The 26,209-nt window shown below is 69.8% G+C and carries 10 protein-coding genes; 3 read left to right on the top strand and 7 right to left on the bottom strand.

Annotation, left to right across the window (positions count from 1 at the left end; genetic code table 11):
- The 3 genes from pabB to D7W79_RS14370 all read left to right on the top strand — a co-directional run.
- The coding region (gene pabB, locus D7W79_RS14380; protein WP_120525945.1) for an aminodeoxychorismate synthase component I at positions 1–910 on the top strand (910 nt) is incomplete at its 5' end.
- Between the two features lie 118 nt (positions 911–1,028).
- On the top strand, positions 1,029–2,675 hold the full coding sequence (ffh, locus tag D7W79_RS14375; protein WP_014395398.1) for a signal recognition particle protein: 1,647 nt from the start codon (positions 1,029–1,031) through the stop codon (positions 2,673–2,675).
- 176 nt (positions 2,676–2,851) lie between these two features.
- A complete protein-coding gene (locus D7W79_RS14370) occupies positions 2,852–4,972 on the top strand; it encodes an Ig-like domain-containing protein (RefSeq protein WP_120525944.1) in 2,121 nt (706 codons plus the stop codon).
- A 972-nt stretch (positions 4,973–5,944) separates the two neighbouring features.
- Here D7W79_RS14370 and D7W79_RS14365 read toward each other — a convergent pair.
- The 7 genes from D7W79_RS14365 to cglE all read right to left on the bottom strand — a co-directional run bounded on the left by D7W79_RS14365 (position 5,945) and on the right by cglE (position 26,173).
- A complete protein-coding gene (locus D7W79_RS14365) occupies positions 5,945–7,045 on the bottom strand; it encodes a TIGR04552 family protein (RefSeq protein ID WP_120525943.1) in 1,101 nt (366 codons plus the stop codon).
- Between the two features lie 102 nt (positions 7,046–7,147).
- Positions 7,148–7,630: a toxin-antitoxin system YwqK family antitoxin gene (locus D7W79_RS14360; protein ID WP_120525942.1), complete on the bottom strand. Its 483-nt coding sequence runs from the start codon at positions 7,628–7,630 to the stop codon at positions 7,148–7,150.
- A gap of 227 nt (positions 7,631–7,857) precedes the next feature.
- Entirely contained in the window at positions 7,858–8,745 is an 888-nt protein-coding gene (locus D7W79_RS14355; protein WP_120525941.1) for a hypothetical protein, read from the bottom strand.
- Between the two features lie 236 nt (positions 8,746–8,981).
- Entirely contained in the window at positions 8,982–11,114 is a 2,133-nt protein-coding gene (gene gltJ / locus D7W79_RS14350) for an adventurous gliding motility protein GltJ (protein WP_120525940.1), read from the bottom strand.
- 136 nt (positions 11,115–11,250) lie between these two features.
- Positions 11,251–23,526, bottom strand: a complete 12,276-nt coding sequence (locus D7W79_RS14345; protein WP_120525939.1) for a tetratricopeptide repeat protein — start codon at positions 23,524–23,526, stop codon at positions 11,251–11,253.
- A gap of 106 nt (positions 23,527–23,632) precedes the next feature.
- A complete protein-coding gene (locus D7W79_RS14340) occupies positions 23,633–25,333 on the bottom strand; it encodes a tetratricopeptide repeat protein (protein ID WP_208729732.1) in 1,701 nt (566 codons plus the stop codon).
- Positions 25,334–25,531: 198 nt separating this feature from the next.
- On the bottom strand, positions 25,532–26,173 hold the full coding sequence (gene cglE, locus D7W79_RS14335) for an adventurous gliding motility protein CglE (protein ID WP_120525937.1): 642 nt from the start codon (positions 26,171–26,173) through the stop codon (positions 25,532–25,534).
- Positions 26,174–26,209: the final 36 nt, after the last annotated feature.

The following is a 26,209-nucleotide window of genomic DNA, read 5'->3' as shown; positions in this document are numbered from 1 at the left end:
CCCCTTCCCCGTGCGCCTCGCGAGGGACAGCGCCACGTACCTGGCGGACATCGGGCACTGCCTGGAGCAGATCCACGACGGGGAGACCTACGAGGTCTGCCTCACCAACAAGGTGGTCGCCCGGGCCCAGGTGGAGCCGCTGGCGCTGTACCGGGTGCTGCGGCGGATGAACCCCGCCCCCTACGCCGCGTACCTGAGGCTGGGCACGCTGGGCATCGCCTGTTCCTCGCCAGAGCGCTTCCTGCGCGTGGACCGCGAGCGGTGGGTCGAGTCGAAGCCCATCAAGGGCACCCTGCGGCGCGGCACCACCCCCGAGGAGGACGAGCGTCTTCGCCAGCACCTGGGCTCCCAGGAGAAGGACCGGGCGGAGAACCTGATGATCGTGGACCTGGTGCGCAACGATCTGGGCCGGGTGTGTGAGATTGGCTCGGTCCACGTCCCCCGGCTCATGCACGTGGAGTCCTACGCCACGGTGCACCAGCTGGTGAGCACCATCCGGGGTCGGCTGCGCGAAGGCCTCACGGCGGTGGACGCGGTGAGCGCCGCCTTCCCGGGCGGCTCCATGACGGGGGCGCCCAAGGTGCGCACGATGGAAATCATCGACCGGCTGGAGGGGGAGGCCCGGGGGGTGTACTCGGGCGCCATCGGGTTCTTCTCCGCCACCGGGGCGGCGGACCTGAACATCGTCATCCGCACGGCGGTGGTACGGCCCGGCGAGGTGAGCATCGGCGCGGGAGGGGCCATCATCGCGCTCTCGGACCCGGCCGGAGAGCTCGACGAGATGCTCCTGAAGTCCCGCGTGCTGCTGAAGGCGCTGAGCACGGCGCTCGGGCGTCCGGAGGCGCTGCCGGACATCGCGGGAGCGGAGAGCGGCTCCCCGGCCCCGGCCCGGCCCGCCGTGACGGGCTGACCCGGGGGAGCGGGGGCCCCTGTCCGGGAGTGGAAAGCCCCTCGATTCCTCCACTGCTGGACGACCGGGGCTTCCGAGGACGTCGCATCCGGCGGGACGCTGTTATAAAGCGCCCCCCATGCTTGAGACCGTCACCAAGGGCTTCCGGGCCGCCAAGAACCGCCTCGCCGGCAAGAGCGAACTCACCCCCGAGCTGGTGGACGAGTCGCTGCGCGACATTCGCGTCTCCCTGCTGGAGGCCGACGTCGCCTTCGACGTGGTGAAGAAGTTCGTCGCCCGCGTCCGCGAGAAGGCCGTCGGCGAAGTCGTGCAGACGTCCGTCACGGACGCGGGGGGCCAGAAGCGCAAGGTCAGCGCGATGGACCACTTCATCAAGATCTGCCACGACGAGCTGGAGGCCCTGATGGGCCCGGTGGACACAAGCCTCCACCTGAAGCCCAAGGGCCAGCTGTCCGGCATCATGATGGTGGGCCTCCAGGGCTCCGGTAAGACGACGACCACGGGCAAGCTCGCCAGCCGGCTCCTCGCGGAGGGGCGCAAGCCTCTGCTCGTCGCGGCGGACATCTACCGCCCGGCCGCCGTGGATCAGCTCAAGGTGCTGGGCGAGCGGCTGAAGGTCCCCGTCTACCACGAGCCCGGCGTGCAGCCGCCCGAGCTGGCGAAGCGGGGCTACGCGGCCGCGCGCGAGCAGAAGTGCGACGTGGTGCTCATCGACACGGCGGGCCGGCTCGCCATCGACGAGACGCTGATGACGGAGCTGGAGTCCATCAAGTCCAACGTGCAGCCGGACACCATCCTGCTCGTGTGCGACGCGATGATCGGCCAGGACTCGGTGCGCACGGCGGCCGAGTTCGACCGGCGCCTCACGCTGGACGGCTTCATCCTGACGAAGCTGGACGGTGACGCGCGCGGCGGCGCGGCGCTGTCCATCAAGGAAGTGACGGGCAAGCCCATCAAGTTCCTCGGCATGGGCGAGTCGATGGACAAGCTGGAGGAGTTCCGTCCGGAGGGCCTCGCGGGCCGCATCCTGGGCTTCGGCGACATCGTCGGCCTGATGAAGGACTTCGAGAAGGTCGTCGACGAGAAGAAGGCCGAGGACGACGCGCGCAAGCTGCTCTCCGGCCAGTTCTCGATGAAGGACTTCGTCGAGCAGATCCGCATGGTCCGCAAGATGGGCCCGCTGAAGGACCTGCTGGAGAAGTTCCCGCTCTTCGGCGACCTCACCGAGCACCTGAACCCGGACGAGAAGGAGCTCACGAAGATCGAGGCGATGTACGACTCGATGACGCAGAAGGAGCGCCTGCGTCCGGACATCATCAACGCCAGCCGCATCAACCGCATCTCGAAGGGCAGCGGCCGCAAGCCGGAGGAGGTGCGCGAGCTGCTGCAGAAGTTCGGGATGATGCAGCAGGTGATGGGCACCATCGGCCAGAACCCGGGCCTCCTGGGCCGCATCCCGGGCTTCAAGCAGCTGGGGCAGCTGGGCCAGATGAAGAACATGGACCTGGGCAGCATGTTCGGGAAGGACCCGAAGGCGCTGGAGAAGGCCATGTCCGCGATGGGCGGTGGCATGGGAGGCATGCCCATGCAGCTGCCGCAGATTGCCCCCGGCTACACCCCGCCCATGGGCCAGGCCGCGATGGCCAAGGCCCGCCTGATGGGCTACGCGCCCCCGTCCGTGAGCAAGCCGGACGACCGTGATGCCATCAAGGAGCGCCGCAAGAAGGAGAAGGAGAACAAGAAGAAGAACCGCAAGAAGAAGTAGCCCGCGGCCTTCTCAGCGGTCCTCCCCTGCCCGCGCGTCCCCCACCGAAGTCCGGGGGCGGCGGGCAGGCGTGTTTCCGGAGCCTCCCGGAATGGACGCCAGTCCTGTTCCCGGGACGCCCGTGGCAGTGTTCTCCCTCGGGACCGAACGGACCCGAGCTTGCAGAACACGTCCCCATGCCCAACCTGAAACACCTGTTGCTGTTGAGCTGCATCGGCCTGAGCCCCGCCGCATGCATTGACGTTCCGCCGCTGGAGAACCCGCCCAAGGAGGACCCACAGACGGACCCCAACGCGGACTTCACCTTCACGGCGGTACCCGCCCAGGAGCAGGTCCTCCCGGGTGGAACCCTGGACTGCGACGTCCATCTCACCTGGACCGCGGCCACGGGAGGTGCCGTCAACTGGACCCTCGTTTCACCGCCCGCGGGCATCGAGCTCCAGGCGTTCACCCTCCCCAAGGGAGAGACGCGGGCGACCCTGAGCATCCGCGTGGGCGCGGGCACCGTGCCGGGTGCCTATACGCTGACGCTCCAGGGCAAGAGCGGCACGGTCACGAAGCAGGCCACGCTGTCGGTGACGGTCGGGAAGCCCGGCGACCTGGTGGTGAACTGGGTCGTGCCCACGCCCGGCAAGGCATACACGCGAGGCCCCCTGCTCCTCCAGTTCACCGTGGAGGGGGGCGCGGCGGAGCAGGTGGAGATCCTGAAGGACACCACCGTGCTGGTGAAGCCCACGGGAAGTCCCTATTCGTTCACCTGGGATACCACCCAGGAAGCGGAGGGCAGCTACCAGTTGTCCATCCGCGCGACCCGCGGTGGCGCGGTCTTCACCAGTGCGCCCAGGACGGTCATCGTCGACCGGACCGCCCCCACCGTGGCGTCCTTCCTGCCGGCCCGGGATGCAGCGACCGTGGGCGTCCATGAAGCCATCCAGGTCACCTTCAGTGAGCCCATGAACCCACTCTCGGTGACGGAGGCGGCGGTGGGGCTCAAGACAGGCGTGGGAGAAGCCATTCCCAAGTCCGTCGCGCTCGCGGCGGATGGACGGACGCTGACGATGAAGCCCGTGAATCCCCTTGTTGCCCCCAGCACCGTCCAGGTTGAGTTCGCCACGGCGTCCAACAACATCACGGACCTGGCGGGAAACACCCTGGTGAACGCCCCGGCCTGGACATTCTCCGTGCCGACGTGGCTGCCATTGGGAGGGGCTATCAGTGCGGTCGAGGGAAGGACCTCTGCGGAAGACGTCGTGCTGAAGATGGACCGAAACGATCAGCCCGTGCTCGCGTGGGCTGAGTCAGACGGGTCGAGCAAGAATGTCTATGTGGCTCGATGGACGGGCACAGCGTGGTCCATGCTTGGCGGCGGCTTAAGCGGCATAACGGGTGCAGGAACGAACGCGATGCAAGTGACGCTTCTCATTGACTCCGCGAATCGTCCGGTCGTTGCGTGGAGTGAAGACGCTGGCTCCAGCGAAGGCGATCAAATCTTCACACGCAGATGGACAGGAACTGGATGGGAGTTCCTCCCATCAATACCTGTGCTCTCTGGCGACTTTGGCATCTCACGCCCGTCCCTCGCAACGGAGTTGAACGGAGCCCTACACCTCTATGCCTTAAACAGCAACCAGGGTATCGCTGAAGTCGGGCATTACCTGCTGCCGGCAGAAGGACACTCGTGGACGCGCACAGCAATTCCACGTCCTCCACAAGCGGCACGCGTGTACTCATTCGCCACCGCCACGTCCGCAAGCAGCACCTACGTCTCCTACAGCATTCGAGACACAAGCACATATGACGATGGCATCTTCATTGGCATTTCCGAAAACGATTCAAATCCACTGGGAGGACAACTCCTAGGAAGGACCTCCTGGCTCCCATCGACTGCTGTCGACAGCAATGGTCGCCCATGGGTCGCATGGGCTGAATCAACTTCGAACCCTACGTTGGACGGCAAGATTCAGTGGGCGAGGTGGGAGGGCACGAACTGGACCTCACCTCAGACGATAGACACGCCCTCGACAGGCAACACAGAGCCCGCGCTAGCCGCGAGCACGGGAGCCCCCTATGTCCTAGCTTGGAGTGGCATCACCGGCGCAGAGAGAAATGTATTCGTAAGTCGCTGGATTTCTGGCGGCTGGCAGCCCATCGTCCAACCACTCAATGCGTTGACAACCACAGGTACTCCGGCATCCAGGCCGTCCGTCATGATGGACTCAAACGGCCATCCCCTGGTTGCCTGGCTTGAAGAAGATGCGACTGCAGTAAGCATCTACGTGTCCCGGCTCAACAACTAGCTTCGCAAGCGAAAATCCATCAACAAGCCAGTGACAATGGGATTTCAACACTCACTGGAAGTCACAAGCCCCGCGGATGACTTTGCCGCGACACTCGCCATCCCCCTAACACGACCCCGGAGTTGAGGCACTTCGATCCTGGGCATGCATCAGTGGGAAAGCATCCATGCCGGACGCAATGCCTCAACACAAACAACCCAGAAGTTACAAAGAAACCGAAAATCCAATGCCCAGCAAACAGCCTCCTCTGAGCAAAGTCGTCACGGCGACCCTTGCACTTTCCGCTTGCGGCCCCAGTATCTACGCGGATGGAACTTCAAACCAAATGAGTGGCGCCACACAGGTCGCAGCCCTTGATGGGCTGTGCCACAAGAATGCCTTCCAACCGGCGGAATGTAACTATGGCGATTACTGTCAGCCTGCTACCGGCCAGTGCTTGACGGTTCCGAGCCCCACTTGCAACAACTTCGCAATCCACGGCAGTGCCTGGGATGCCAACACATCAATGGGCCCCGTTATATACGAGGCCAATGCGATCAGGTTCGCCCCCGACGCTAATTTCTGCGGTTCTACGTGGCAGACGCGAGCAACGTTCCGCCTTAAAGCGTACGCCCCAACCGCCGACTTGCCGACTTCGAGAGATGGATTCTACGGCCGATTCTATTTTGTTACTCCTACTGGGGGCGAAATCAACGCAACAGCCATTCAGAACGTCACAACAACAAACGAAAACAGGAACATCACCTTCGATGTGAATCTCTGCGTTCCGGCTGGGACAGCCAGCTATACTGCCGGCTTTTTCTTTACTGGAGGCAGCGAGGTTTGCGTTACGGCCTCATAGGCAATTTCCTTTGAGGAAAGCCATCCATCGCATGGATGCAGCTTCGCCATGAAGTGGCAACTCATGGCGTGGAGACCTTGGGCTTCTCCAATGCATTCAGTTGTAACTGGCCTTCCTCAAAGGGCTACCACTCACCCCTGGCGCTTCGGCACGACCAGTCCGCGGCTCAGACGGTTGAGGACGCGTCGCTTCTGCCGACGCTTGTAGCTCTCGTGGGCATTGTCCCCGAGTTCATTCCGCCGAGCCGTCTCCTCATCCGCGATCTGGAACTCAACGAGCGCGAAGGTGACCCGCCCCTTCCGGGGGCGCGTGTCGCTTTCAGGCGGAGGGAGATAGGGGTCCATCCGCAGAGGAAGGTCCACGACGAAGTTGAGGACCCGGTAGGAGCTCCCGGAGAAGGCATTCCCCGTCCGGTCCTCGCGATCCTCGAAGTCCCGGTCCAGGTGAAGCTGCGGGATGAACTGCTCGAAGTGAGGGTTCTCCTCTAGGAGCCCCTTGAACGGTAGCAGCGTATTCTCCGTCTGCCCCGGCACGACGAAGTTGAAGGGGAACAGGCGCTGCGTCAGGAAGTAGAGGACCGGCAGCAGGTCCTCCCGCTTGCGGGTGATGACTCGGAAGCGCGTGCGGTCATAAACCTGGGCCGCCACGGTCTCTTTCTTCGCGATCAGCTTCGTGATCAGGGAGTCCCGCGTCTTGATGGAGTGGGCGAACTCCACGATGGGAAGGCCCATCTCCTTCATCTCACGCGCGACGCCCAGCACCTTTTCCGTGACCATCTCCGCCAGCTCGGCTTCGGAGGCCGCCAAACGGAAGAGCAGGTCGCGCCCTTCGATGTGCTGGATGACGTGCATCACCTTCAGGACAATGCAGGCGATCCGCCGATAGCGGGCAAGCCCCTTGGCCCCTGAGGCAAAGAGGAAGAGGTCATGAAGTTCTTCCGGCTGGGCCACTGCGTCCGCGACCCGGTAGTCGAAGGTCTTGCGCAGGTATTCCACCGCATCGGCGAGCACCGTCCGGGCCCAGGCATCATCGTAGGGCCGCGACACGTCCAGCTGACAGAGGCGCAGGAACCGGTCCACCTCGTCCCGCGACTGGAAGTGCATGCGCCGCCAGTCGATGACCGAGCCACCTCTCAGGATGAGCCGGATGCGCTCAAGTTCACGCAATCCCATCTGCGGCACCGTGCAGACAGGGACAGCGGAGAGGACTGGAACAAGGGAGGGGGCCTTCACAGCGTTGTTCCTAGCCGGCCGGAGCGCCAAGGGAAAGCCCCGCAATACGAAGGGCCCCGGCCTGGGAAGCAGGCTGGGGCCCTCATGACCACGTCCGCCTGGCTACTTGGCGGCGACTTCCTTGCCCTTCTCGAAGCGGCTCTCGTGGACGACCTTGCCGTCCTCGCTTAGTTCCTGCACCACGCCGTCCTTCAGGCCGTTCTGGTACTGCTCGATGAAGTGGGGCTTGCCGCTGGCGAAGTAGAGCGTCCGAGTGCCGTGGTAGTTGCTCTCGCGAAACTCAATCTTGTCGTACTCCCTGCCAGCCTCGTCGAAGAAGACCCAGGTTCCCGTCTTGTGACCGTTCAAGTACTGGCCCACCGCCGCCTTCTTTCCATTGGCGTGGAACGAGCGGTAGGGGCCGTGCGCGACGAGGTTTCCTCCGGCCAGTTCCGGTTTGCGGCAGAACAGCCCATCCGCCTTGGAGCCGGCCTGCTTGGTTCCTTCCGGACACGCCAGGTGCGTCGAGGCGTCTTCCGCGAAAGCCACCGGAGATGCGAGAGCGAGGCCCAGGGTGAACATCCGCATCAGCTTCTTGGACTGCATGGAGTCTCCTTTTGAAGTCGCCGGAATGCCCCAGCGCGCACCAGACAGGACGCAAAAAACCACCTGAAATTCATGGGACATCCTCACGCGCTGAAGCATCCACCCAACCACCAGATGTCCTGACCGCGGAAGAAACGAAGAGCCCCGCCCCGTGATTCCTGGGCGGGGCTCCGATGACTTTGGTGGACCAGGTCCCCTGGATACGTCAGGGACCCGTCATCCAGGCCTTAGTAGTTGGCCTGGTGGCAAGCGAAGTTGCCACCCGTGAAGTAATAGCCCAGGGACGTCGTGGTGGACGACGGCAGCACGCAGATGTTGGCGACGATGTCCGCGCGGTTCCCCGAGACCGTGTAGTTGCCAGTGGAGGAGCTGATCGACGGAGCCTGCGTGGTCCCGTTCACGAGGACGTAGAGGAACCCGTTCAGGCCGGCGGCCGTCGCGGGCCAGGCCGTGTCGGAGTACGCGGAGATGGTGATCTTCACGCGCTTGGTCGAGGTGTTACCGCAGAAGGCCGTGTCCGTGGTGGCAGTGCCGGTCGCGACCTTGAAGATGATCGGGCCCGTGGTGCCCAGCGCGGCCTTGTTGCTGAAGTTCTGGTAGTTCTCGCACGTCGGGGCCGGGGGCGCCGAGCAGGTCCCGCTGTAGCAGGCCGAGCCGTACGCGCAGGTGGCCTTGCCCTCACCGGTGCAGGTCGTCGCGGCAGGGCTGCACACGCCCGTGGTGGTGTTGCAGGTGTTACCGGAGCCGCAGTCGGCGTCCTTGGTGCAGCCAGCGGGGGTGGAGCCCGGCTCCTCGCAGCGCTTGGACACGGTGCCGCACACCAGACTCGTGGAGTCGTCCGAGTTGCACAGCTGGTTGGTCTGGCACTGGCAGACCTTCTGCGTCGTGTTGCTCGAACCGGCCAGGACGGCGCAGTTCTTCTCGGAGTCAGGGCAGTCCGAGCCGCTCTCGCAGGTGTCCATGCACACGCCCGCGGCCGTGTTGCAGAAGTTGGAGGAGCAGTCGGTGTCCGACGTACAGGTCTCCGCCGCCTTCGCGTCATCGCCACAGGCCGTCAGGGCCAGGCTCATCGAGCTCAAAGCGGCGAGCATCACCATCATCTTGCGCAGCTGCATTCGGAACTTCCTCCTGGATTGGTTACGTCGCCCGGTGTCTCCGGCCACCTGACTCCAGACACCGGGAATGAAGTCGAGCGGGCTTTAGTCCCCTCGCTCCAGACGTGTCAACGAGTGTTGACCGACCTTTCCACGCCTGCTCCCCAAGGAAATTCACTGTTCACGAAAGCGCACAATCCCGTCGCATCTCACAGCGACATCGCCGTCATATGTGACGGCGATGTCGCTGCTGGAACTCAGAACGTGAACGGGAAGTCGATGGGGTCGCCCTGCTTCTGGTGCTTCGGGAACGACCAGCTCTTGATGAGCCCCGTGATGCACGTGGCCATGTAGCTCGAGCGGAACTCGTCCGTGCGGCACGACACAGCGGTCGTCTTGCCGCTCGGCTGGACCGTCCAGCGCATCACCAGCTTGCCGCTGAGCGACGGATCCTTCTGCTTCTGCTCGTTCACGCACTTCACGATGGACGGCTTGTTGTTCAGCACCACCTGCATGATGTCCGACTGCTGCAGACGCTCCAGCGTGCCGCCTCCCGGCTCGGGCGGGATGTACGCCGTCGCCGTCGGCTTGCTCGCGGGCTTCGTGGCCGCGGGCTTCTTCGTGCCGAACAGCTCGTCGAAGTCGTCATCCCCACCGCCGGAGTTCGACGACGAGGAGGACGAGGACGAGGACGAAGGCTTCGACACGGTGATCGCGTCACCCTCGTCCTCATCCCGCTGCGAGCCACGGCTTCCGCTGGAGCCCGTCTTGCGATGGTTGCGCGAATCCACCCGCGCCACCGCCGTCCCCATGTTGGGCGTCGTGCTGGCGGGCTTCACCTCCGCCGCGGGCGGAGGCGGCGTGGGCGTGGCGGCCGGAGCCGTCGCCACGGCCGGCGGAGGCGTTCCACCGGCCGCGGGCTGGGTGCCAGCGGCGGCGGGCGTTCCGACGGCAGCGGTTTCCGTGGGCGTCGCGGCAGGCGCGGTCGGCGTCGCCGCGGGCTGGACCGCCGCGGCGGGAGGCGTCTGCACCGCGGCGGGAGGCGGCGGCATGGGCGGCAGCTCCGCCTTGGGCGTCGGCGCGGCCGCGACCTGGACCGGAGCCTCCGTGGGACGCTCGGACGAATTGCCGCGCGCGACGAAGACGACCGCTGCGCCCGCCATCACGAGCACACCCGCCGTCACCGCGACCATCATCCCCGTGCGGCCCTTGCCGCCCGCGGGTGCCGCCGCGGGGGGCGGATAGGCCGCCGGATACCCCGGAGGCGGATAGCCCTGCGGCTGCTGCCCATAGGGCATCTGCGCCTGCTGCGGCGCATACGCCACCGGCTGCGGCGGTGCGTACTGCGGCGCCTGCGGCTGCGGCGCATAGCCCTGCGGCGGCTGCGGCGCGTAGGCCTGGGGCGCGGCCATGCCCGACGCGGGCGCCATCATGGCCCCCGGCATTGACGGCGAGGACACCGGCTCCGGCGGCGGCATGGGCACGTCCAGGAGGCGCGACTGCGACAACGGCTCGCGCTCCAGCGACGGCGCCGGACGCGGCGGCGGCTTGCTGAGGGCGTCGTTCTCCTCCTTCACCAGCGAGGCCAGCACGCTCGCGGCGGAGGGCTTCCAGCCCACCGGCTCATCGGGTGCGGTCGATCCGCCGCCCATGCCCGGGCGAGCGCTGCCCGCGCTGAAGGCGGACTCCACCGGACCGGCGGGAATCGTCGGCGACGACGTGGACACCGGCGCGGGCGCGACGATGACCGGCTTGGCCGGACGCGGCGCCAGCACCGACGCCAGCTCCGCCGTCTCGGACAGGGGAATCCAGTCGCTGAAGCCCGAACGCCAGCAGAGGTTGTCCGGGCCCACCTCGCCGCGGTCCCAGGCGTCCTTCACCTTCTCCACCGACCAGGGGCCCACCTGCTTCTCGTCGATGGCGACGTACCACTCGTGCGCGGCGGCGGCGGCCTTCTCCTCCGCCGTCGGCTCGGCGGCTTCGGCCTCCGCGAGCTTGCGCACGGCCTCGGTCTTCGCGGCCTTGGCCTCGGCCTCCGCTTCGGCCGCCTTGACCTTCTGCGAGCCCGTGCTCAGGACCTGGTCGAAGACCGCGCCGATTTCATCCTCTTCCACGTCCGTGAAGAGGCCGCCCTCCGGCGGTGTACCCAGCGTCGCGGGCAAGCCCGTGCCGGACGACTCCACGATGCGTGGCGCGTTCGCATCCGCGCTGCTCTTGGCCTCCGTGGCCGCGGTGGCCTCCGCCCCGCCCTCCTTCGCCGCCGATGCACCGGCGGGCCTCACCAAGATGGTGTGACCGCACTTCTTGCAACGAAGCTTGACCCCCTTCGGGCCAACCTTGTCGTCGCTGATCATGTACTGCGCGCGGCAGCTGTCGCAGACGAAACGCATCGTTCCCGTAAGCCTCGAAAATGACGGGCGAAATCCCGTCTGAATCGTAGAAGTGCCCACCGGCGGAGATCAAGGACACCTGCCTTGAACGCCCGCTTGCTTTCAACGCGTGAACCCTCGCGGCGGTCTGAGGGCCCTACTTTCGCACCTGGACTTCCACGTGTGTGCCAACGGCCACACGCAGCTCGTGCAGGTCCTCGGAGGTCGCGAACACCAGCAACTCCCGCAGCTTGGTGCGAGGGGCGACGCGGAACGCGGACCCCGTCTCGCCCTGCACCATGCGGCGCACGGGCTCCAGCTCGCCCGCGGCGAAGAGGCCCGCGCGCGACGCGGTGAGCTCCGCGCCCTCCAGCCACGTGCGGACATCCTGCGGCGTCGCCGTGGGCAGGTAGGCCCTCGCGACCTTCGCCAGGGCGGCCCGGTCCGGCTCGCTCAGGCTCTTCTGGAGCAGCTGTCGCTCGACGTCCACCAGCCGCGGATCCACCGTGTAGCGCACGTTGCCCACCACCAGGCTGAGCGCCGCCTGCACCACGGCCTCCAGCCGCTCGGGCGCCACGCGCTGGCTGAACGCCAGCTCCGCGCGGGCCAGGGCCAGCGTCCGGCCCAGGAGGTAGTACACCTCCTTCTGGCCCTGCTCCGCGAAGTACTTGCCGCCCACACGCACGCACGCGGGATGCGTCTGGAGCAGGTCCACGTTCACGAGCGGCTCAGGGGCCGGTTCGTTGGAGCGCTTCGCCAGCCGCTCGCGCGTGGCCACGAGGAAGGGCGAGTACAGCTCCACCGCCTCCATGCCGAAGAGCCGCGCGACGTAGCGGTAGTGGTTGACGTGGTACTCCTGCGCGGTCGCCACGTCGATGCGGTGGCGCTTGGGCACCAGCTGGTACTGCGGGAAGGGCACCGCGTACAGGTGGCCGGCCTTCTCGAAAAGCAGGCCCAGGAGCTCCGACAGCGGCCCGCGCACCTTCGGGTGGAAGAGCGCGGTCTGCCACAGCCGGTCCGTCAGCGGACGCTGCGCCAGCTCCTTCTTCTTCGCGTAGGGCCCCAGCTTGGTGAGGATCTCCTGCTCGTCCTCGCCCGCCTCGCCCAGGAGGCCCGACACCGCCTGCGCGGCGAGCCACGCGGCGTCGTAGTCCTTACGCACCGCGGACAGCCGTACCAGGTGGCCCACCACCTTGCGCGGGTTCTCCGTGTTCGGCAGCGCGCGGCGCAGCGCCACGATGGCCTCTTCCTCGCGGCCCGGCATCTGGCCGGCCACTTCCGCGAACAGCTCCTGGATGGACGCGTCGTCCGGCAGGCCCTTCGCCGCGACACCGTAGGCGGCCACCGCGCCTTCCGGGTGCTTGAGCACCTGGAGGTACAGGTCGCCCAGCGCGCGCCACAGCGTCATGCGCGCCGGGTGCGTGTCCGGCGTCTTGGGCAGACGCGCGAGCATGCGCGTGTAGTTCTCCTCCAGCACCTTCCACTGGCGCGCGCCGCCGAGCATCGCCTCCAGCGCGCTGAAGGCCTCCACGAAGCGGTGGTCCAGGTCGAGCGCGGCGTTGAAGGCCTGTGCCGCGCCTTCCACGTCCTTCAGCTCGTCGCGGCGGATCTCGCCGAGCGCGAACCACACGCGCTTGGCCTTGTGCGGCTCCAGGGCGAGCGCGGGCAGCGCCAGCATGCGGCCCAGCACGTCCGCGGCCTTCTGGCCCTGACGCGTCTCGCGCAGCAGGCGGTAGAGCGCGTCCATCACCTCCGGCGCGTCCGGCTGCGCCTTGAGGGCGCCGGTGAACGCGTCGATGGCCATGTACGGATCATGCAGCTCATCGCGCGCGATGCGGCCCAGCTCCAGGTAGACCTTGACCTTGGCCTCGCCCTCCAGGCTGTTGACGAGCGTCTGGCGCAGCTCCGCGGACCTGTCGTAGTTGCCCGCCTTGTCCATCAACGCCACCAGCGCGCGCAGCGTCTGCTCGTGCTGCGGGTCGATGGCGAGCGCCTTGTCGAAGTGGTTCTGCGCGCGGTCGGTCTGGCCCAGGGCGGCGTGCACGTCACCCAGCTGCCAGTAGACCTCCACGACCTCCAGGTCCGTCAGCTCCTCGCGGTGGTGGATGAGGATGGTCTGGAAGACCTTGAGCGCGTCCTCGTACCGCTTCGCCTGCACCAGCAGGTTGCCGTAGCCCTCGAGCGCGGGCAGGTACGTGGCGTCCAGGCCGTAGGCCTTCTCATACGAGGACAGGGCCTTGTCGCGGCGGCCCAGCTTCTCCGTCACGTAGCCCAGCCGGTAGAGCTGGCGGCAGAGGTCCTGCGCGATGGCGGCGTCCTTCTCCGCCATGGCCTTCTCCGCCATCTTGCGCGTGACGATGTCCAGCATCCGCTCCGCGGACGCCCAGTCCTCGCGCGCGATGTAGACGTCCGCCAGCGGGCGCGCCGCCTCCAGGCTGTCCGGGATGTGCTTGAGCGTCTCCTCCCAGTAGGGCGTCGCCGTCTCGCGGTCCTCGCGCGTCTCCGCGTGGTAGCGCGCGACGTCCAGCAGGGCGCGGCCCTTGGCGGCCGGATCATCCGTCTGCTGCGCTTCCTGCAGCAGCGTCTGCTCGTAGCCGCCCCAGTCCTTCTCCTGCTCCTGGATGCCCTTGAGGGCGCGGATGGTGGGCAGGTGGCCCGGGTCGATGGCGAGCGCCTGCTGGTACGCAGTCCGCGCGCTCGCCATGTCCGCGAGCATGTCCTCGTTGATCTTCCCCAGGCGGTGCCACAGCTCCACCGCCGCCGGGTCGCTGCCCACGACCTGCGCTTCCTTCTGCAGCATCTCCAGCGCGAAGGGCCAGTTGCCGCTGCGCTCGTAGAGCTTGCCCAGCGCGTGCAGCGCGGGACGGGACTCGGGGTCCGTGGCGAGCGCCGCGTGGTAGCTGTTCACCGCGCGGTCCACGGCCTTGAGGTTCTGGTACTGGACGTTGCCGATCTCCACGTACAGCTCCGCCTGCTCCTGCGGGCTGGTGGCGAGCGCCAGCTGCCGCTCGTACGCGAGGATGAGGTCCTCCCACCGCGACTGCGCGCGGCGCAGGCGGATGAGGGACTTGATGGCCTGCGCGTTCTGCGGGTCGATGGAGAGCACGCCCTCCACGCACGCGTCGGCGTTGGCGGGGTTCTGGTACGTGTCCTCCCAGATGGTCGCGCTGCGGAAGAGGACGCGGACCTTCTCGCGGTAGTCCTGGGACAGCTCCAGCATCCGCTCGTAGATGGCGAGCAGGTCCGCCGGCTGATCCAACCGCGTGTGCAGCCGCTCGAGCGCCTCCAGCGCCTCGCGGTTGTACGGGTCGAACTCCAGCGCCATGCGGAACGCGGAGACCGCGGACTCGTCGTCCTTGAGGTCGCGCTCGTAGACGGTCGCCACCTCCACCTGGATGCGCGCACGCTCCTCGTTGGACGCCGCGAGGTCGCGGGCCCTCAGCAGCGTGGTGGCCACGTCGCGGAACGCGTTCCCGCGGCGGTAGAGGTTCGTGAGGACGCCGAGCGTCTCCAGGTCCGGCTCCAGCTCCAGCGCGCGCAGCAGGGCGCTGGCCGCCTCGGTAGGGTCGTCCAGGGTCTCGTCCCAGACGCGGGCGATCTCCTTGAGGATGCCCTTGCGCGCCTCGATGGAGCCCGCCGCCTCCAGCTTCTGCTCCAGCGCGACGACGTACTCGCGGTCGCGGCCGCGCCGCTGGAACACCGCCGCCAGCCCGTCCAGCGCGGTGGCGTTGGTGGGGTCGAACTCGAGAATCTTGCGGAACGCGGCCTCCGCGGCCTGCGGATCATCCAGCCGCGAGTCGTGGATGCGCGCGAGCGTGGCGTAGATGCGCTCCGCGAGCGGGCCGCGGGGCAGCTCGTCCGCGACCTCCTCGTAGACCGCCGCCAGCTCCTCGTGGCTGCCCGTCTCGTCCGCCAGGCGCTCGACTTCCTCGCGCAGCGCGTCCTCGGCCGCGTCCAGCTGCAGCGCGCGGCAGAGCGCCAGGAAGGCCACGTCCTTCTGGCCCAGGCGCTCCTCCTGCACCCGGGCGATCTCCCGCAGCGCCGCCATCTTCTCCTCGTCGGTGACGAGGTGGGGCATGTAGCGGTCCATCACCGTGGCGTACGCGCGCCAGTCGTTGTGCGTGCGGTACAGCGTGCACACGCGCTCGTAGGCGGTGCGGTTGGCGGGATCGAGCTCCAGCACCTTCTCCAGCGCGCCGGCGGACAGCTCCGGCTTGCCGCCCTGCCCTTCCCACAGCTCCGCGACGGCGAAGTACGCGGCGACGGCCGGGTCGCGCTCTTCCGCCGCCAGGTGCACCTGGACCTTGAGCTCCAGGGCGCGCACGGCGTCGTTCCACGCGCGCAGCGACACGGACAGCGCGTACACGCGCTCCAGGTCGGAGACGGAGTGCGGCTCCACCTCCAGCGCGCGGCGGGCCGCGTCCAGCGACTCCTCGCGCCGGCCCATGCCCGCGAGCACTTCCGCCATGCGCAGGCGCAGCGCCTTCACGCCGTCGCTGCTGTCCTGCAGCGGGATGAGGCGGCGCAGGATGCCCACCAGCTCCTCGCGCTGGCCCGTCTCGTCGTACAGCTCGCGCAGCGTGTCCAGCACGCCGCGGTGGCGTGCGTCGCGGTCCAGCGCCGCCTTGAAGAACGGCACCGCCGCATCCGGCTGCTTGAGCAGGCGGTACACGACGCGGCCCAGCCGCTCGTTGAGGCGCACCACCTCGCGCGGATCCAGCGTGATGGCCAGGCGGCCCTCGAGCAGCTCACGCAGGTCCTGCGGACGGCCCGCGCGCTCGTACAGCGACTCCAGCGCGGAGAAGACCTGCTCGTTGCGCGGGTTCTTCGCCAGCAGCTCCCGGTACAGGTCGATGGAGCGGCCCAGGTCCGACAGCCCCTCGGCCGACACCTGTGCCATCTTGCCCAGCACGCGGTCGCGCTCGCTGCCGGAGACCTTGTCCGCCTGGAGCTTCAGGATGGCGTAGAGCTTCTCGGACGCGCCCGCGCCCTCGTAGATGCCCTCCAGGAGCCTGGCCGAGGCGAGGTGCCCCGGCTCCAGCGCGAGGATGGCCTCGTAGGCGCTCGCGGCGCGGTCCGGGCTGTCCATCCGCTCCTGGTAGAGCTGCCCCAGGCGGAAGAGGAAGCCGATCTTGTCCGCCGGCTGGGTCGCGCCGGTGGCCAGCGCTTCCAGCACGCCGGCCAGCTCCGGCCACGCCTCCAGGTGCAGGTAGAGGCGGTCCAGCGCCACGAGCGAACTCTGCTGCACCGACGCGTGCAGCGTGCGCGCACGCTCGAAGTAGGACACCGCGCGGTCCGGATCGCGCAGGCGCGTCTCCAGCAGCTGGCCCAGCTTGAAGCACACCTGGGCCGCGTCGGCGGCCTCGGCGATGCGCGGCAGGGCCTCCTCGTAGAGCACCACCAGCTCGTCGTAGCTGCCCGCGACGTCGGTGGCGTTCTCCAGGCGGCGGCGGACCTCGCTGTCGTTCGGATCCTCCTTGAAGCCGCGGTAGAGCGCGAGGAAGGCCAGCTCGCCTTCGCCCTGCGTCTCGCGCAGCGTGGCCAGCTCGCCGAGCAGCTGCTTGCGCTCGGCGGCGTCCGGCGACACGCCCACGCGGGTTTCAATCACCTGCGCCAGCCGCGTGACGTCACCGCTCCCGCGGAAGGCGCGCAGCAGCGTCTCCACCGCGAGCAGGTTCTGCGGCTCACGCGCCACGATGGCTTCCATGCGGCCCACCGCGCCCGGGTGGTTGGGCTGCACGGACAGCACCTCGCCGTACAGCGACAGCGCGCCTGCCTTGTCCAGCAGCTTGGACTCGCGCACCGTCGCGAGGCGGAACTTCAGCTCCAGGCCCTCCTCCGGCGGCATCAGCGCGATGCGCCGCGCGAGGACGTCCGCGAGCTCCGGCCAGCGCTCCTGCTTCTGACAGAGCGCATCCATCCGCGCGAGCGCGACCGCGTCGTCCGGCTGCAGCTCCAGCAGCCGCCGGAACGTGGCCAGCGCGCCCAGCGAGTCCTTGAGCTGCTCCTCCTGCAGCACGCCAATCTGGTGGAGCACCGCCGCGCGACGCGCCGGCTCCTCCGACAGCGCGAGCTGACGGCGCAGCACCTCCAGCAGCTCCGTGGGACGGCCCTGCGAGGCGACGAGCCGCGCCGTGCCATCCAGTGCCTCGTTGTCCGTGGGCTTGAGCTCCAGCACGCGCTTCCACGACTGGAGCGCCTCGGCCGGCTCACCCAGGTCCACCTGCATCCGGGCAAGCGCGCGGTACAGCTCCGCGCGGGCCGCGTCGCTGGCCTTGGGGGCCACCTCCGCCAGCACCGAGCACAGCTCCTCCGGCGCCTCCGCCTTGTCCACCAGCGCGACGCACAGCTCCAGCGAGCGCGGGTCCTCCGGCAGCTCGCGCAGCGCGCGCGTGGCGGTGAGGAACGCCATCTCCGCGTTCTCCAGCGAGCCGGCGTAGATCTCCGCGATGCGGCGCAAGAGCGCGGCCCGCTCCTGCGGCACGGCCTCCGCGGAGGCGCGCGACTCCAGCATCTCCACCTGCTTCAGGTGGTTGCCCACCGACGCGAAGATGGGCTCCAGGGCGCTCGCCGCCGCGCCACGCAGCGGGCTCTCCGAACGCGCCAGCTCTTCCAGCGCGCCCACCGCGCCGGGGTGACCCGCGCGCCGCGCGAGCACCGCCTGGTACAGCTCCAGCGCGCCACGCGGATCATCCAGGCGCGACACCTTCAGCCGGCCCAGGCGCACGCGCAGGTCGGACGCCTCTTCCTGCGCGTCGCGCGCGTCCGCCATCTGGATCTCACGCTCGACGTGCTGCGCGAGCTCCGCCCAGCGCTCCATGTCCGCGAGCACTCGGCCCAGGAGCTTCAGCGCGTTGGCGTTCTCCGGCCGGCGCTCCAGCACCTCGCGGTACGCCTGCGCCGCCAGCGACTTGTCCGCCAGCGTTTCCTCGGCCAGGTGCGCCAGCTCGAAGAGCAGGTTGACCTGCGAGGCCGGATTCGCCTCCGCGGCCACCTGCCGGCGCATGACGAGCGCCAGCTCCCGGTGCGCGCCCGTGCGGCGGTGCACGCGGGCGATGGCCTCCAGCACGGGCTTGTTCATCGGGTCGCGCCGGCTCACCTGCTCCAGCGCGCGCACCGCCAGGTCGTAGCGCTTCAGGCGGTTGTCGTAGATGGCCGCCAGGCGCCGCCACAGGTCGCCCGCCAGGGGCTCCGCGGGGTCGCGCTCCAGCTGGTCCTCGTAGGCCGCCGCCACCTCCTCGAAGGAACCCGAGTCCGCAGCGAGCCGCTCCAGCTCGTCGCGCACGCCGGCTTCCGAGGGCAGTTCGTTGAACGCGCGCAGGCGCGCGACAAAGGCCAGCGACGTCTGGCCCAGGCCCTCGCGCAGGATGGCGATCTCCTGCAGCCGCTCCAGGCGCTGCTCCGGCGGAACGCCCGGCAGGAGCACCTCCAGCACGTCCACCAGCTTCCGCGTGTCGTTGAGGCCGCGGTAGACGGGCTCCAACAGCCGCGCCGCCTCCAGGCGGGGGCCGTCGTGCGCGAGCAGGCGCTCCAGGCCCGCCACCACCTGGCCGTCGCCCGGCGACAGCTCCAGCAGCCGGCGGTACACCGGCAGCGCCTCCGTGGGGCCGACTTCCTTCTCCAGCAGCTGCGCGCGGCGCAGCAGGTACGCGCGGCGTCCGGGCTCGTCCGGCGCGAGCTCCGCCAGCTGATCCAGCACGTCCGCCTGCTCCACGAAGTGGCGCGTCTTGGCGTACAGCTTGTCGAGCGCGAGCAGCCCTTCGGGGACCTTGCGGAGCGCCAGCGCGGAGCGCAGCACCTCGATGGCCTTCGCGTCCTCGCCCGCGCTCGCGTAGGCCTCGCCGGCCTTGAGCAGCAGCCCCAACCGCGTCTCCGGGTCGGTGGCGAGCTGCGCCTGGCGGGCGTAGACCTCCGACAGGCTCTTGGCGTTCTGGCCCTTCTCGTAGAGCCGGGACAGCGCCTCCAGCGCCTGACGGTCCTGCGGCGCGTCCGCCAGCAGGTTCTTCCAGAGGCGCGTGGCCTCCTCGGGCTGATCCAGCCCTTCACGCAGCTCCGCCGCGCGGCGCAGCAGGTCCAGCATCACCGGATCGCCGGTGGTGAGGTCCACGGCGGCGCTCTCGTAGATCTCCGCCAGCACCTCGTGGCTGCCCGTCTCGCGCGCCAGCCGCTCCAGGTCCGGACGCACGCCGTCGCGGTCCAGGTCGTTGGCGAACGCCTTCACCGCGGCCATGAACGCGAGCGACGGCTGCTGCATGTCGCGCTCGTAGATGCGGCGGATCTCCCCGGCGAGGATGATCTTCTCCACCGTGAGCGCGGACTCCATCCGCGTCTCGCGCAGCGCCACGCGGCGGGCATGGTCGCCCACCTGCGCGAGCACCTTGTCCAGCACCTCCAGCGCCGCGCCGCTCGTGGGCACCGCCGCCTTCACCCAGGCTTCCAGCGCGGCCCTCGCGCCGGGGTGGCCGGGGTCCTCGGTGAGGATGCGCTTGTAGAGGCCGAGCGCCGCGTTGGCGTCGTCCAGCACCGTGCGCAGCAGCTCCGCGAGGCGGAAGGACACCTCGCGCCCCTGCGGGCTCTGGCCTTCCTGGTTGCGCCGCAGCGCGAGCGTCCACGCCAGGTCCTTGGGACGGTTGAGGTCCGTGTAGAGGCGGTCCAGCGCGGTGGCGGCCTCACGCTGAGCCGGATCGCGCTCCGCGATGGCGCGCCACGCGGACGCCGCGCTCTCCTTGTCGGTGAGCTTCGCCTCGTGCAGCAGCGCGGCCTCGCGCAGACACACGAGCTGATCCGCCGGCTCCTGGATGGCCGCCGCCAGCTTCTCCAGCACCTCCGCCAGCGCCGCCCACTCCTCGCCCGCGCGGTGCAACCGCTGGAGCGCCCGCAGGCTGTCGATGTTGCCCGGCTCCAGCTCCAGCAGCGCGCGCAGGGCCTTCACCGCGCCCGGCCGGTCGTCGAGCTTCTTCTCCTGCACCTCCGCCAGCTCGCGCAGCAGCGCCGCGCGCGCGGGGCCCACGTCGCCCTCTTCCGTCAGCTCGGAGAGGATCTCCGCGAAGCTGTCGAGCGAGTCCGCATCCTCCGCCGCCTGACGCGCCGCGGCCCGGAGGCCACCGTCCGCCGGAGCCAGACGCATCGCCCGGGCGAGCGACGCGAACGCCAGCTCCGGCTGCCGCAGGTGCGCCAGGTGAACCTGCGCCGCGTGCCGCAGCGCCTGCACCCGGCCGGCGTCGTCGCGGGCCACTTCCGCGAGTACGTCCAGCGTCGCCACCAGCTTGCGGTGTTCCTTGGTGCGCTCGTACGCGGGGATCAGCGCGCGCGCCGCCGCCTCGCGCGACGGGCCCGAGGCCAGCATCGCCTCCAGCGCCGAGAGCGCGTCCGGATCCGACGGACGCTGCCGCAAGAGGTCCGCGTAGCTCTGCACCGCCTCCGCGCTGCCGTCCTGCGAGCCCTGCAGCAGCTGGGCGCGGCGCAGCTTCAGCCGCGACACGTGGTCGGCGTCACCGGCCGTCTCCGCCAGGCCGATCATCCGCGCCAGGGTGTCCCCCAGCTCGCGCTGCATGCCGGCCTTCTCGTAGAGCTCCGCCAGGCGCGGCAGGTGCCGGCCCTCCTCGCCACCATGCGTGATGGCGGCCTGGAGCGCTTCGGCCGCCTGCTGCGGACGGCCCAGCTCCACGTTCAGGTCCACGAGCCGCAGCAGCAGGTCCAACCGCTCCGGCCCGCGCGTGGCGTGGATGCGCTTGCGCAGCAGCGTCTCCGCGTCCGCGGAGCGGCCCGCGCGCCCGTACAGCCGCACGAGGCGCTGGAGCACCTGCGGCGACTCGGGCGAGCGCGACAGCGCGGCCTCCAGCGCCGTGATGGCCTCCGCCGCCATCCCGCCCTCCTCCGCCAGCACCGACGCCTCGGAGAGCAGCTGCACCGCGAGGATGGGGTCCTCGGACTCCGTGGCGAGCGTGCGCAGCACCCGACCCAGCTCCGCGTGCGCGGACAGGTCGCGCGCCAGACGCGCCGTCTCCGCGCGTCCCGCCTCGTCCTTCGGCTCCTCGCGCACCATGCGCAGCCGCGTGTCGAAGGCGGCGCGGCTGTCCGCGAGCTGCTTCTCGTGGATGCTGGCCAGCACCGTCAGCAGCCGCTTGCGCGTGGCCGCGTCCGTCGTGGAGTCCAGCTGCTGCTGGAGCGCCGCCACCTGCCGCTGGTGGTCACCCGTGCGGCCGTAGTGGTTCGCCAGCGCCTCCGTCAGCGCGGCCGTGCGCACGCCTCCGGCCGCCAGCCGCTCCAGGCCGCCCACCACCACGCCCGTGGACACGTTCTCCGCCAGCAGCGCGAGGAACAGGTCCGCCGCGTCCTCCTGGCGGTTGAGCCGCTCCGCGTACAGCTTCGCCTGCCGCGCGGTCCACTCGTTGCGCTCGAGCTGCGTCTCGGAGAGCGTCGCCAGCTTCCCCGCCAGCGTCGCCGCCTCGTCGAACTTCGACAGCGCCACGCACAGCGCCTGCAGCCGCTGCACCGCCTGGGTGTCCTCCGGCGCCAGCTGCACCCACTGGCGCACGAAGGGCTCCAGCTCCACGGGCGAGGCACCGGCTGCCTCGCGCCGCGCGATGTCCGTCTCCAGCCGCGTCTTCGGATCATCCGCCAGCGCCGCGGCCGCCTGCAGCGACTTCACGGCCTCGCTCGCCACGGAGTCACCCGGCACGCGCGAGAGCACCTCGCGCCACGCGGCCTCCGCCCGCACGGGGTCCGCCAGCGGGCCCTGGAGCAGCTGCGCCAGATGCCGCCACAGCGCCACCGCCACGGCCGGAGGCGTCGCCCCCTGCGCCGCGCGCAACAGCGCATGGGCCAGCGCCGGCTGCGCGTTGGCCTTCTCCGCGTGCTCCACCACCGTGTTGAGCAGGAGCGGCCGACCCGGCTCCAGCTCCAGCGCGCGCGCCAGCACCTCGAAGGCGCCGCGCGCGTTCTCCTGCTCCTCGAACATCAGCGCCAGCGCTTCACAGAACGCCACGCGCTCCGCGCGCGGACGCGGGGCGAGCATGGCCAGCTCCAGGAGCGGCAGCACCTCGTCCAGCTTCTCGTCCTCCGCCAGCAGGCGCGACAGCTGGAAGGCCGCGAGCGCGTTGGTGGGCTCCAGCTTCAGCGCCGCCTCCAGGTGCGCGCGCGCCGCGTCCGCGTCCTTCAGCTGCTGCATGCACAGGTCCGCCAGACGCAGGCGCAGGCTGGCCTGCTGCGCGCGGTCCTTCACCGTGCCCAGGTAGCGCTCCAGCGTGGCCACCGCGTCCGCGTAGCGCTCCTGGCCCAGCATCAGCTCCGCGGCCAGGCTGGCCGCGTCCGCGCGCGACGCATCCGCCGCCACGGCCTTCTCGAAGGCGGCCAGCGCACCGGCCGCGTCGTTCATCCGGCCCAGCTTGAGCGTGCCCACGCGCAGCCACAGGTCCACCTGCGCCGTGCGGTCGCGCGCCTCGCCCGCCATCGCCTCCAGCTGCGCGAGCGCGGGCCCGTAGTCTCCCGCGCGCCCCGCCATCCGCTCGATGAGCGTGAGCGCTTCCGGCATGCCCGGCCACAGGAGGAAGCAGCGGTCCAGCGCCTCCTTCACCTTGGCGGCGGAGCCCGGGTCGTACCAGGCGAACAGCTTCGCCACGAGCAGCGACAGGCGCGCGGCGCTCTTGCGGTCGCGCTCCTCCAGCGACATGCCGCGCAGCATGCGCACCTTGTCGCGCCACACCTGCTCGAAGCGCTGCATCGCGCGGGCGGCCTTGTCCGCGCGCGCGTTCTGCGGATCCAGCTCCCGCGCCACGTCCAGCACCTGCTGCGCCAGCGCGTGCTCGGTGGGGTCGTCCACCAGCCGCTCCGCGAGCGCGGCGTACTCCTCCGCCATGCCCGCGTCGCCCATCGCGGCGCGCTCGCGCTGCAGCGCTTCGAACGCCGGCTGGAAGCGCTCCTCGGACAGGAGCAGCTGGCGCACGCGCCGGAACGTCGCGCGGTCCGGCTTCACCCGCGCCGCGCGCTGCAGGCACAGCACCGCGCGATCGCGCCGGAAGAGCTTCTGCTCGTAGAGGTCCGCGGCCTTCAGGTAGTGGGCCGCGCTCTCCTCGCCCTGCGTCGCGGCGCCCAGCCGCTCCAGCACGTCCACCAGCGACGAGGAGTCCTGGCGGATCTCATGCAGCCGCTTGAGACCGCGCAGCGCGGGCATCGGGTCCTTCGCGACGAGCAGCGCGCGCTTGAGCAGGTCCTCCGCGCGCGGCGCGTTGCGCTGACGCTCGTGGGCCAGCTCCGCCGCGCGGCACAGCAGGCGCGCCGCTTCCTCGGTGGGAACGTCCCGCGAGCGCCCCTCGTACAGGCGGATCAGCTCCTCGACACGACCCGTCTTCTCCAGGGCCGCTTCGGTTTCAACGAAGGAGCGGTCGTCGGTCACACGCAGCGTGGGACGCGCAGGGGCGGAAGGCTGTTCCATGATGCTCGTTGGCCAAAGGGGGAATGAAACGAGGGCGCCAGCGGCCGGAGTGTACCGGCCACGGGCGCCCCCGGGCAATCATGCAAAACCCGTCAACCGGCGGGAATTATTGGCTTTCTTGCTCGCCAGCCGAGGAAGCATTTTCCGTCGGCGACGCTGCGGAGTCCGCGTCGTCACCGGCGTCCGGCGTGCTGCCGGCGGGAGGCGTGGCGGGGGCCTCGGGGAGGGCCTTCGCACGCTCCACACCCGCGCTGTCGTTGAGCTGCGTGTACAGGGCGATGGCCTTGTCACGCTGCTGCAGCTCCTCGGCGAGCTGCGCGGCGCGGGGCAGGTGCTCCCCACCGAGCTTCTCGTAGAGGGGCAGCGCCTTGTCCTTGCGGCCCGCCTGCGTCCACGTCTCCGCGGCGGCGGCCGTGTCACCCAGGAGCTCCAGCCACCGGGCGCGGCCGGCGGGCTTCTGCTCCTGTTCGGCACGGGCCAGCTCGCGCTGCGCGAGCTCCTTGGCCTCGTCCTCCAGGGTGAGCCGCTGCATGAAATGGAACGCCTTGGGAGGAGGCAGGGGGCTCAGCACCTCCACCGCCTCGCGCCGCTGGCCCACGGCCACCAGCAGGGTCGCCGCGCCCAGCCGGTCGCCACGCTCCACCAGGGCCTTCACCTCCATGCCCCGGATGCGGTTGGCGCTGGCCAGGTCCCGGGCGCGCTCGTACGCCTTGCGCGCCAGGGTCAGCTTGTTGGCGCGCTCGTACGCGAGGGCCGCCTGGTCGAACTGCCGCGCGCGCTCGTACAGGCGGGCGACGTTCTCGAAGTCGGCCTTGGCGACGTAGTGCTCCATGAGCAGCTCGTACGCGCCGGCCTTCTCCAGCGTGGGGCCGATCTGCTCCGCGGGCAGCGTGCCCACGAGGCGGCGGGCCGCGTCGTTGTCCTGGCCGGACAGCGCCGTGCGCAGCGCGCTCTTCAGGTCACCGCCCGCCTCGAACAGGCGGGTGGCGTCCGCGAAGCTGTTGTTGCGCTCGTGCAGGCGCGCGGCGTCGCGCGTGCGGCCCATGCCTTCCAGCTGGGTCGCCTGCTCCTTCCAGTCGCCCGTCAGCTCCGGCATCGGCGCGCGCTCGGGGCGCTCACCGCGCGGAGGACGCTCGCCACGCTCGGGGCGCTCGGCCCGGGGCGGACGCTCGCGCCGCTCACCGGCCGCGCCGCGCTCCGGACGCTCGCCACGGGGAGGACGCTCACCGCGAGCCGGACGCTCGCCACGCTCCGGACGGTCACCCCGAGGAGGACGCTCGGCGCGCTCCTCGCGGGCCGGGGCGGCGGGCTCCGGCGCCGGTTCACGGCCGCTCAGCGCGAAGGCCGCCTGGGAACGGTCCGCGTCACCCGCGGCCCGCCAGACACGGCCCACCAGCGCCATCACGTCCACCCAGGCGGCGTGCTTCTCCTTGGCGGGATCCACGGCCGGAGCCGCGGGAGCCGCCTCGGCGGGCGCGCCCCCTTCGGCCGGCGTGGCACCCTCGGCCGCGCCTTCCGCGGCCGGAGCCTCGGAGGGAGCGGCTTCCGTGGAGGCGGAAGCCTCCGGCGCCGCGCCTTCCGCGCCCGCTTCCGGCAGGGCCGGCTTCGGCTGGCGCTGCACGCGCAGGAGCGTGGTGATGAGGCGGCCACGCGTGTTGAGGTCCAGGTCGTCGAGCGACTTGAGGTTCATGGGCCGCAGCGAGCGGACGATGGCCTCCAGCGGACCCTTCTCCGCCGCGAAGTCGTTCTTGGAGAGCGCCTTCTCCAGGACGCTCAGCTCGGCGATGACGCGCTGGCCGGGCCCCACCGGGCCCGCGTCGCGATCACGGCCACGGCCTTCACCCCGGCCGCGACCTTCACCCCGGCCACCGCCCGGACCGCCACGACCGCCGAAGCCTCCCGGTCCGTCACGACGGGGCCCCTGGCCCGGCGCGCCCCCGTTCGGACCGCGTCCACCCGGACGCGATCCACCGCTTCCATTCTCCTGAGCCACGTGAATCTCCCGCTAGAACGCGTAGCGAATGTTGGGCGCCACCGCGAACCCGAAGGCGCCCTTGGAGGCGAGGTAGTTCCCCACGACCTCCAGCCCCACCGAGAAGTGGCGCAGCCGCGTGTAGTACTCCACTCCGGGCCCGGCAAACACAAGAATGTCGGAATCCGGGAGGAGCTTCTTGGGAGAGAACATCGCGTAGCCCACGCCAGCACGGGCGTAGATCCACGTCCGCTTGACCTCCTGGCTGTCAGCGAAGCCCACCAGGCGGGCGCGCAGCACGGCGCCCGGCACCAGCATGGTGAAGTCACCGGACGCGGCGCCCTGCGAGTAGCCGACGTACTCGGCGCCCGCGCGGTTGGCGGAGCCCATGAAGAAGACGCCCAGGGACAGACGCTCGCCCAGGTCCACACCCAGCTCCACCTGGGCCATCTGGCCGGAGGAGAAGGGCCGCGGGCCGGAGTCCGCGGGCGGGTTGGTGATCCACGACGGACCGCCGTACACGCCGAAGTACACACCGCGCTCGACCTCGTTGAAGGTCACCGCGGGCCGGTCCTTCATCGCGTTGGAGCCGGCGCTGGGGGTGTCCTGGGCGCCCGCGATCGCGGGAACAAGAAGGGCGGCGCTCAGGGCAAGAGGAGCAAGGACTTTCTGCATGGAAGGCGGCCTGGTGGGGGGCAGGCCCCCCGCGGG

Source organism: Corallococcus exercitus, from assembly GCF_003611585.1.
Taxonomy (GTDB): domain Bacteria; phylum Myxococcota; class Myxococcia; order Myxococcales; family Myxococcaceae; genus Corallococcus; species Corallococcus exercitus.
Note: the sequence above shows the minus strand (reverse complement) of the source record. Positions and strands in the feature narration are given on the sequence as shown.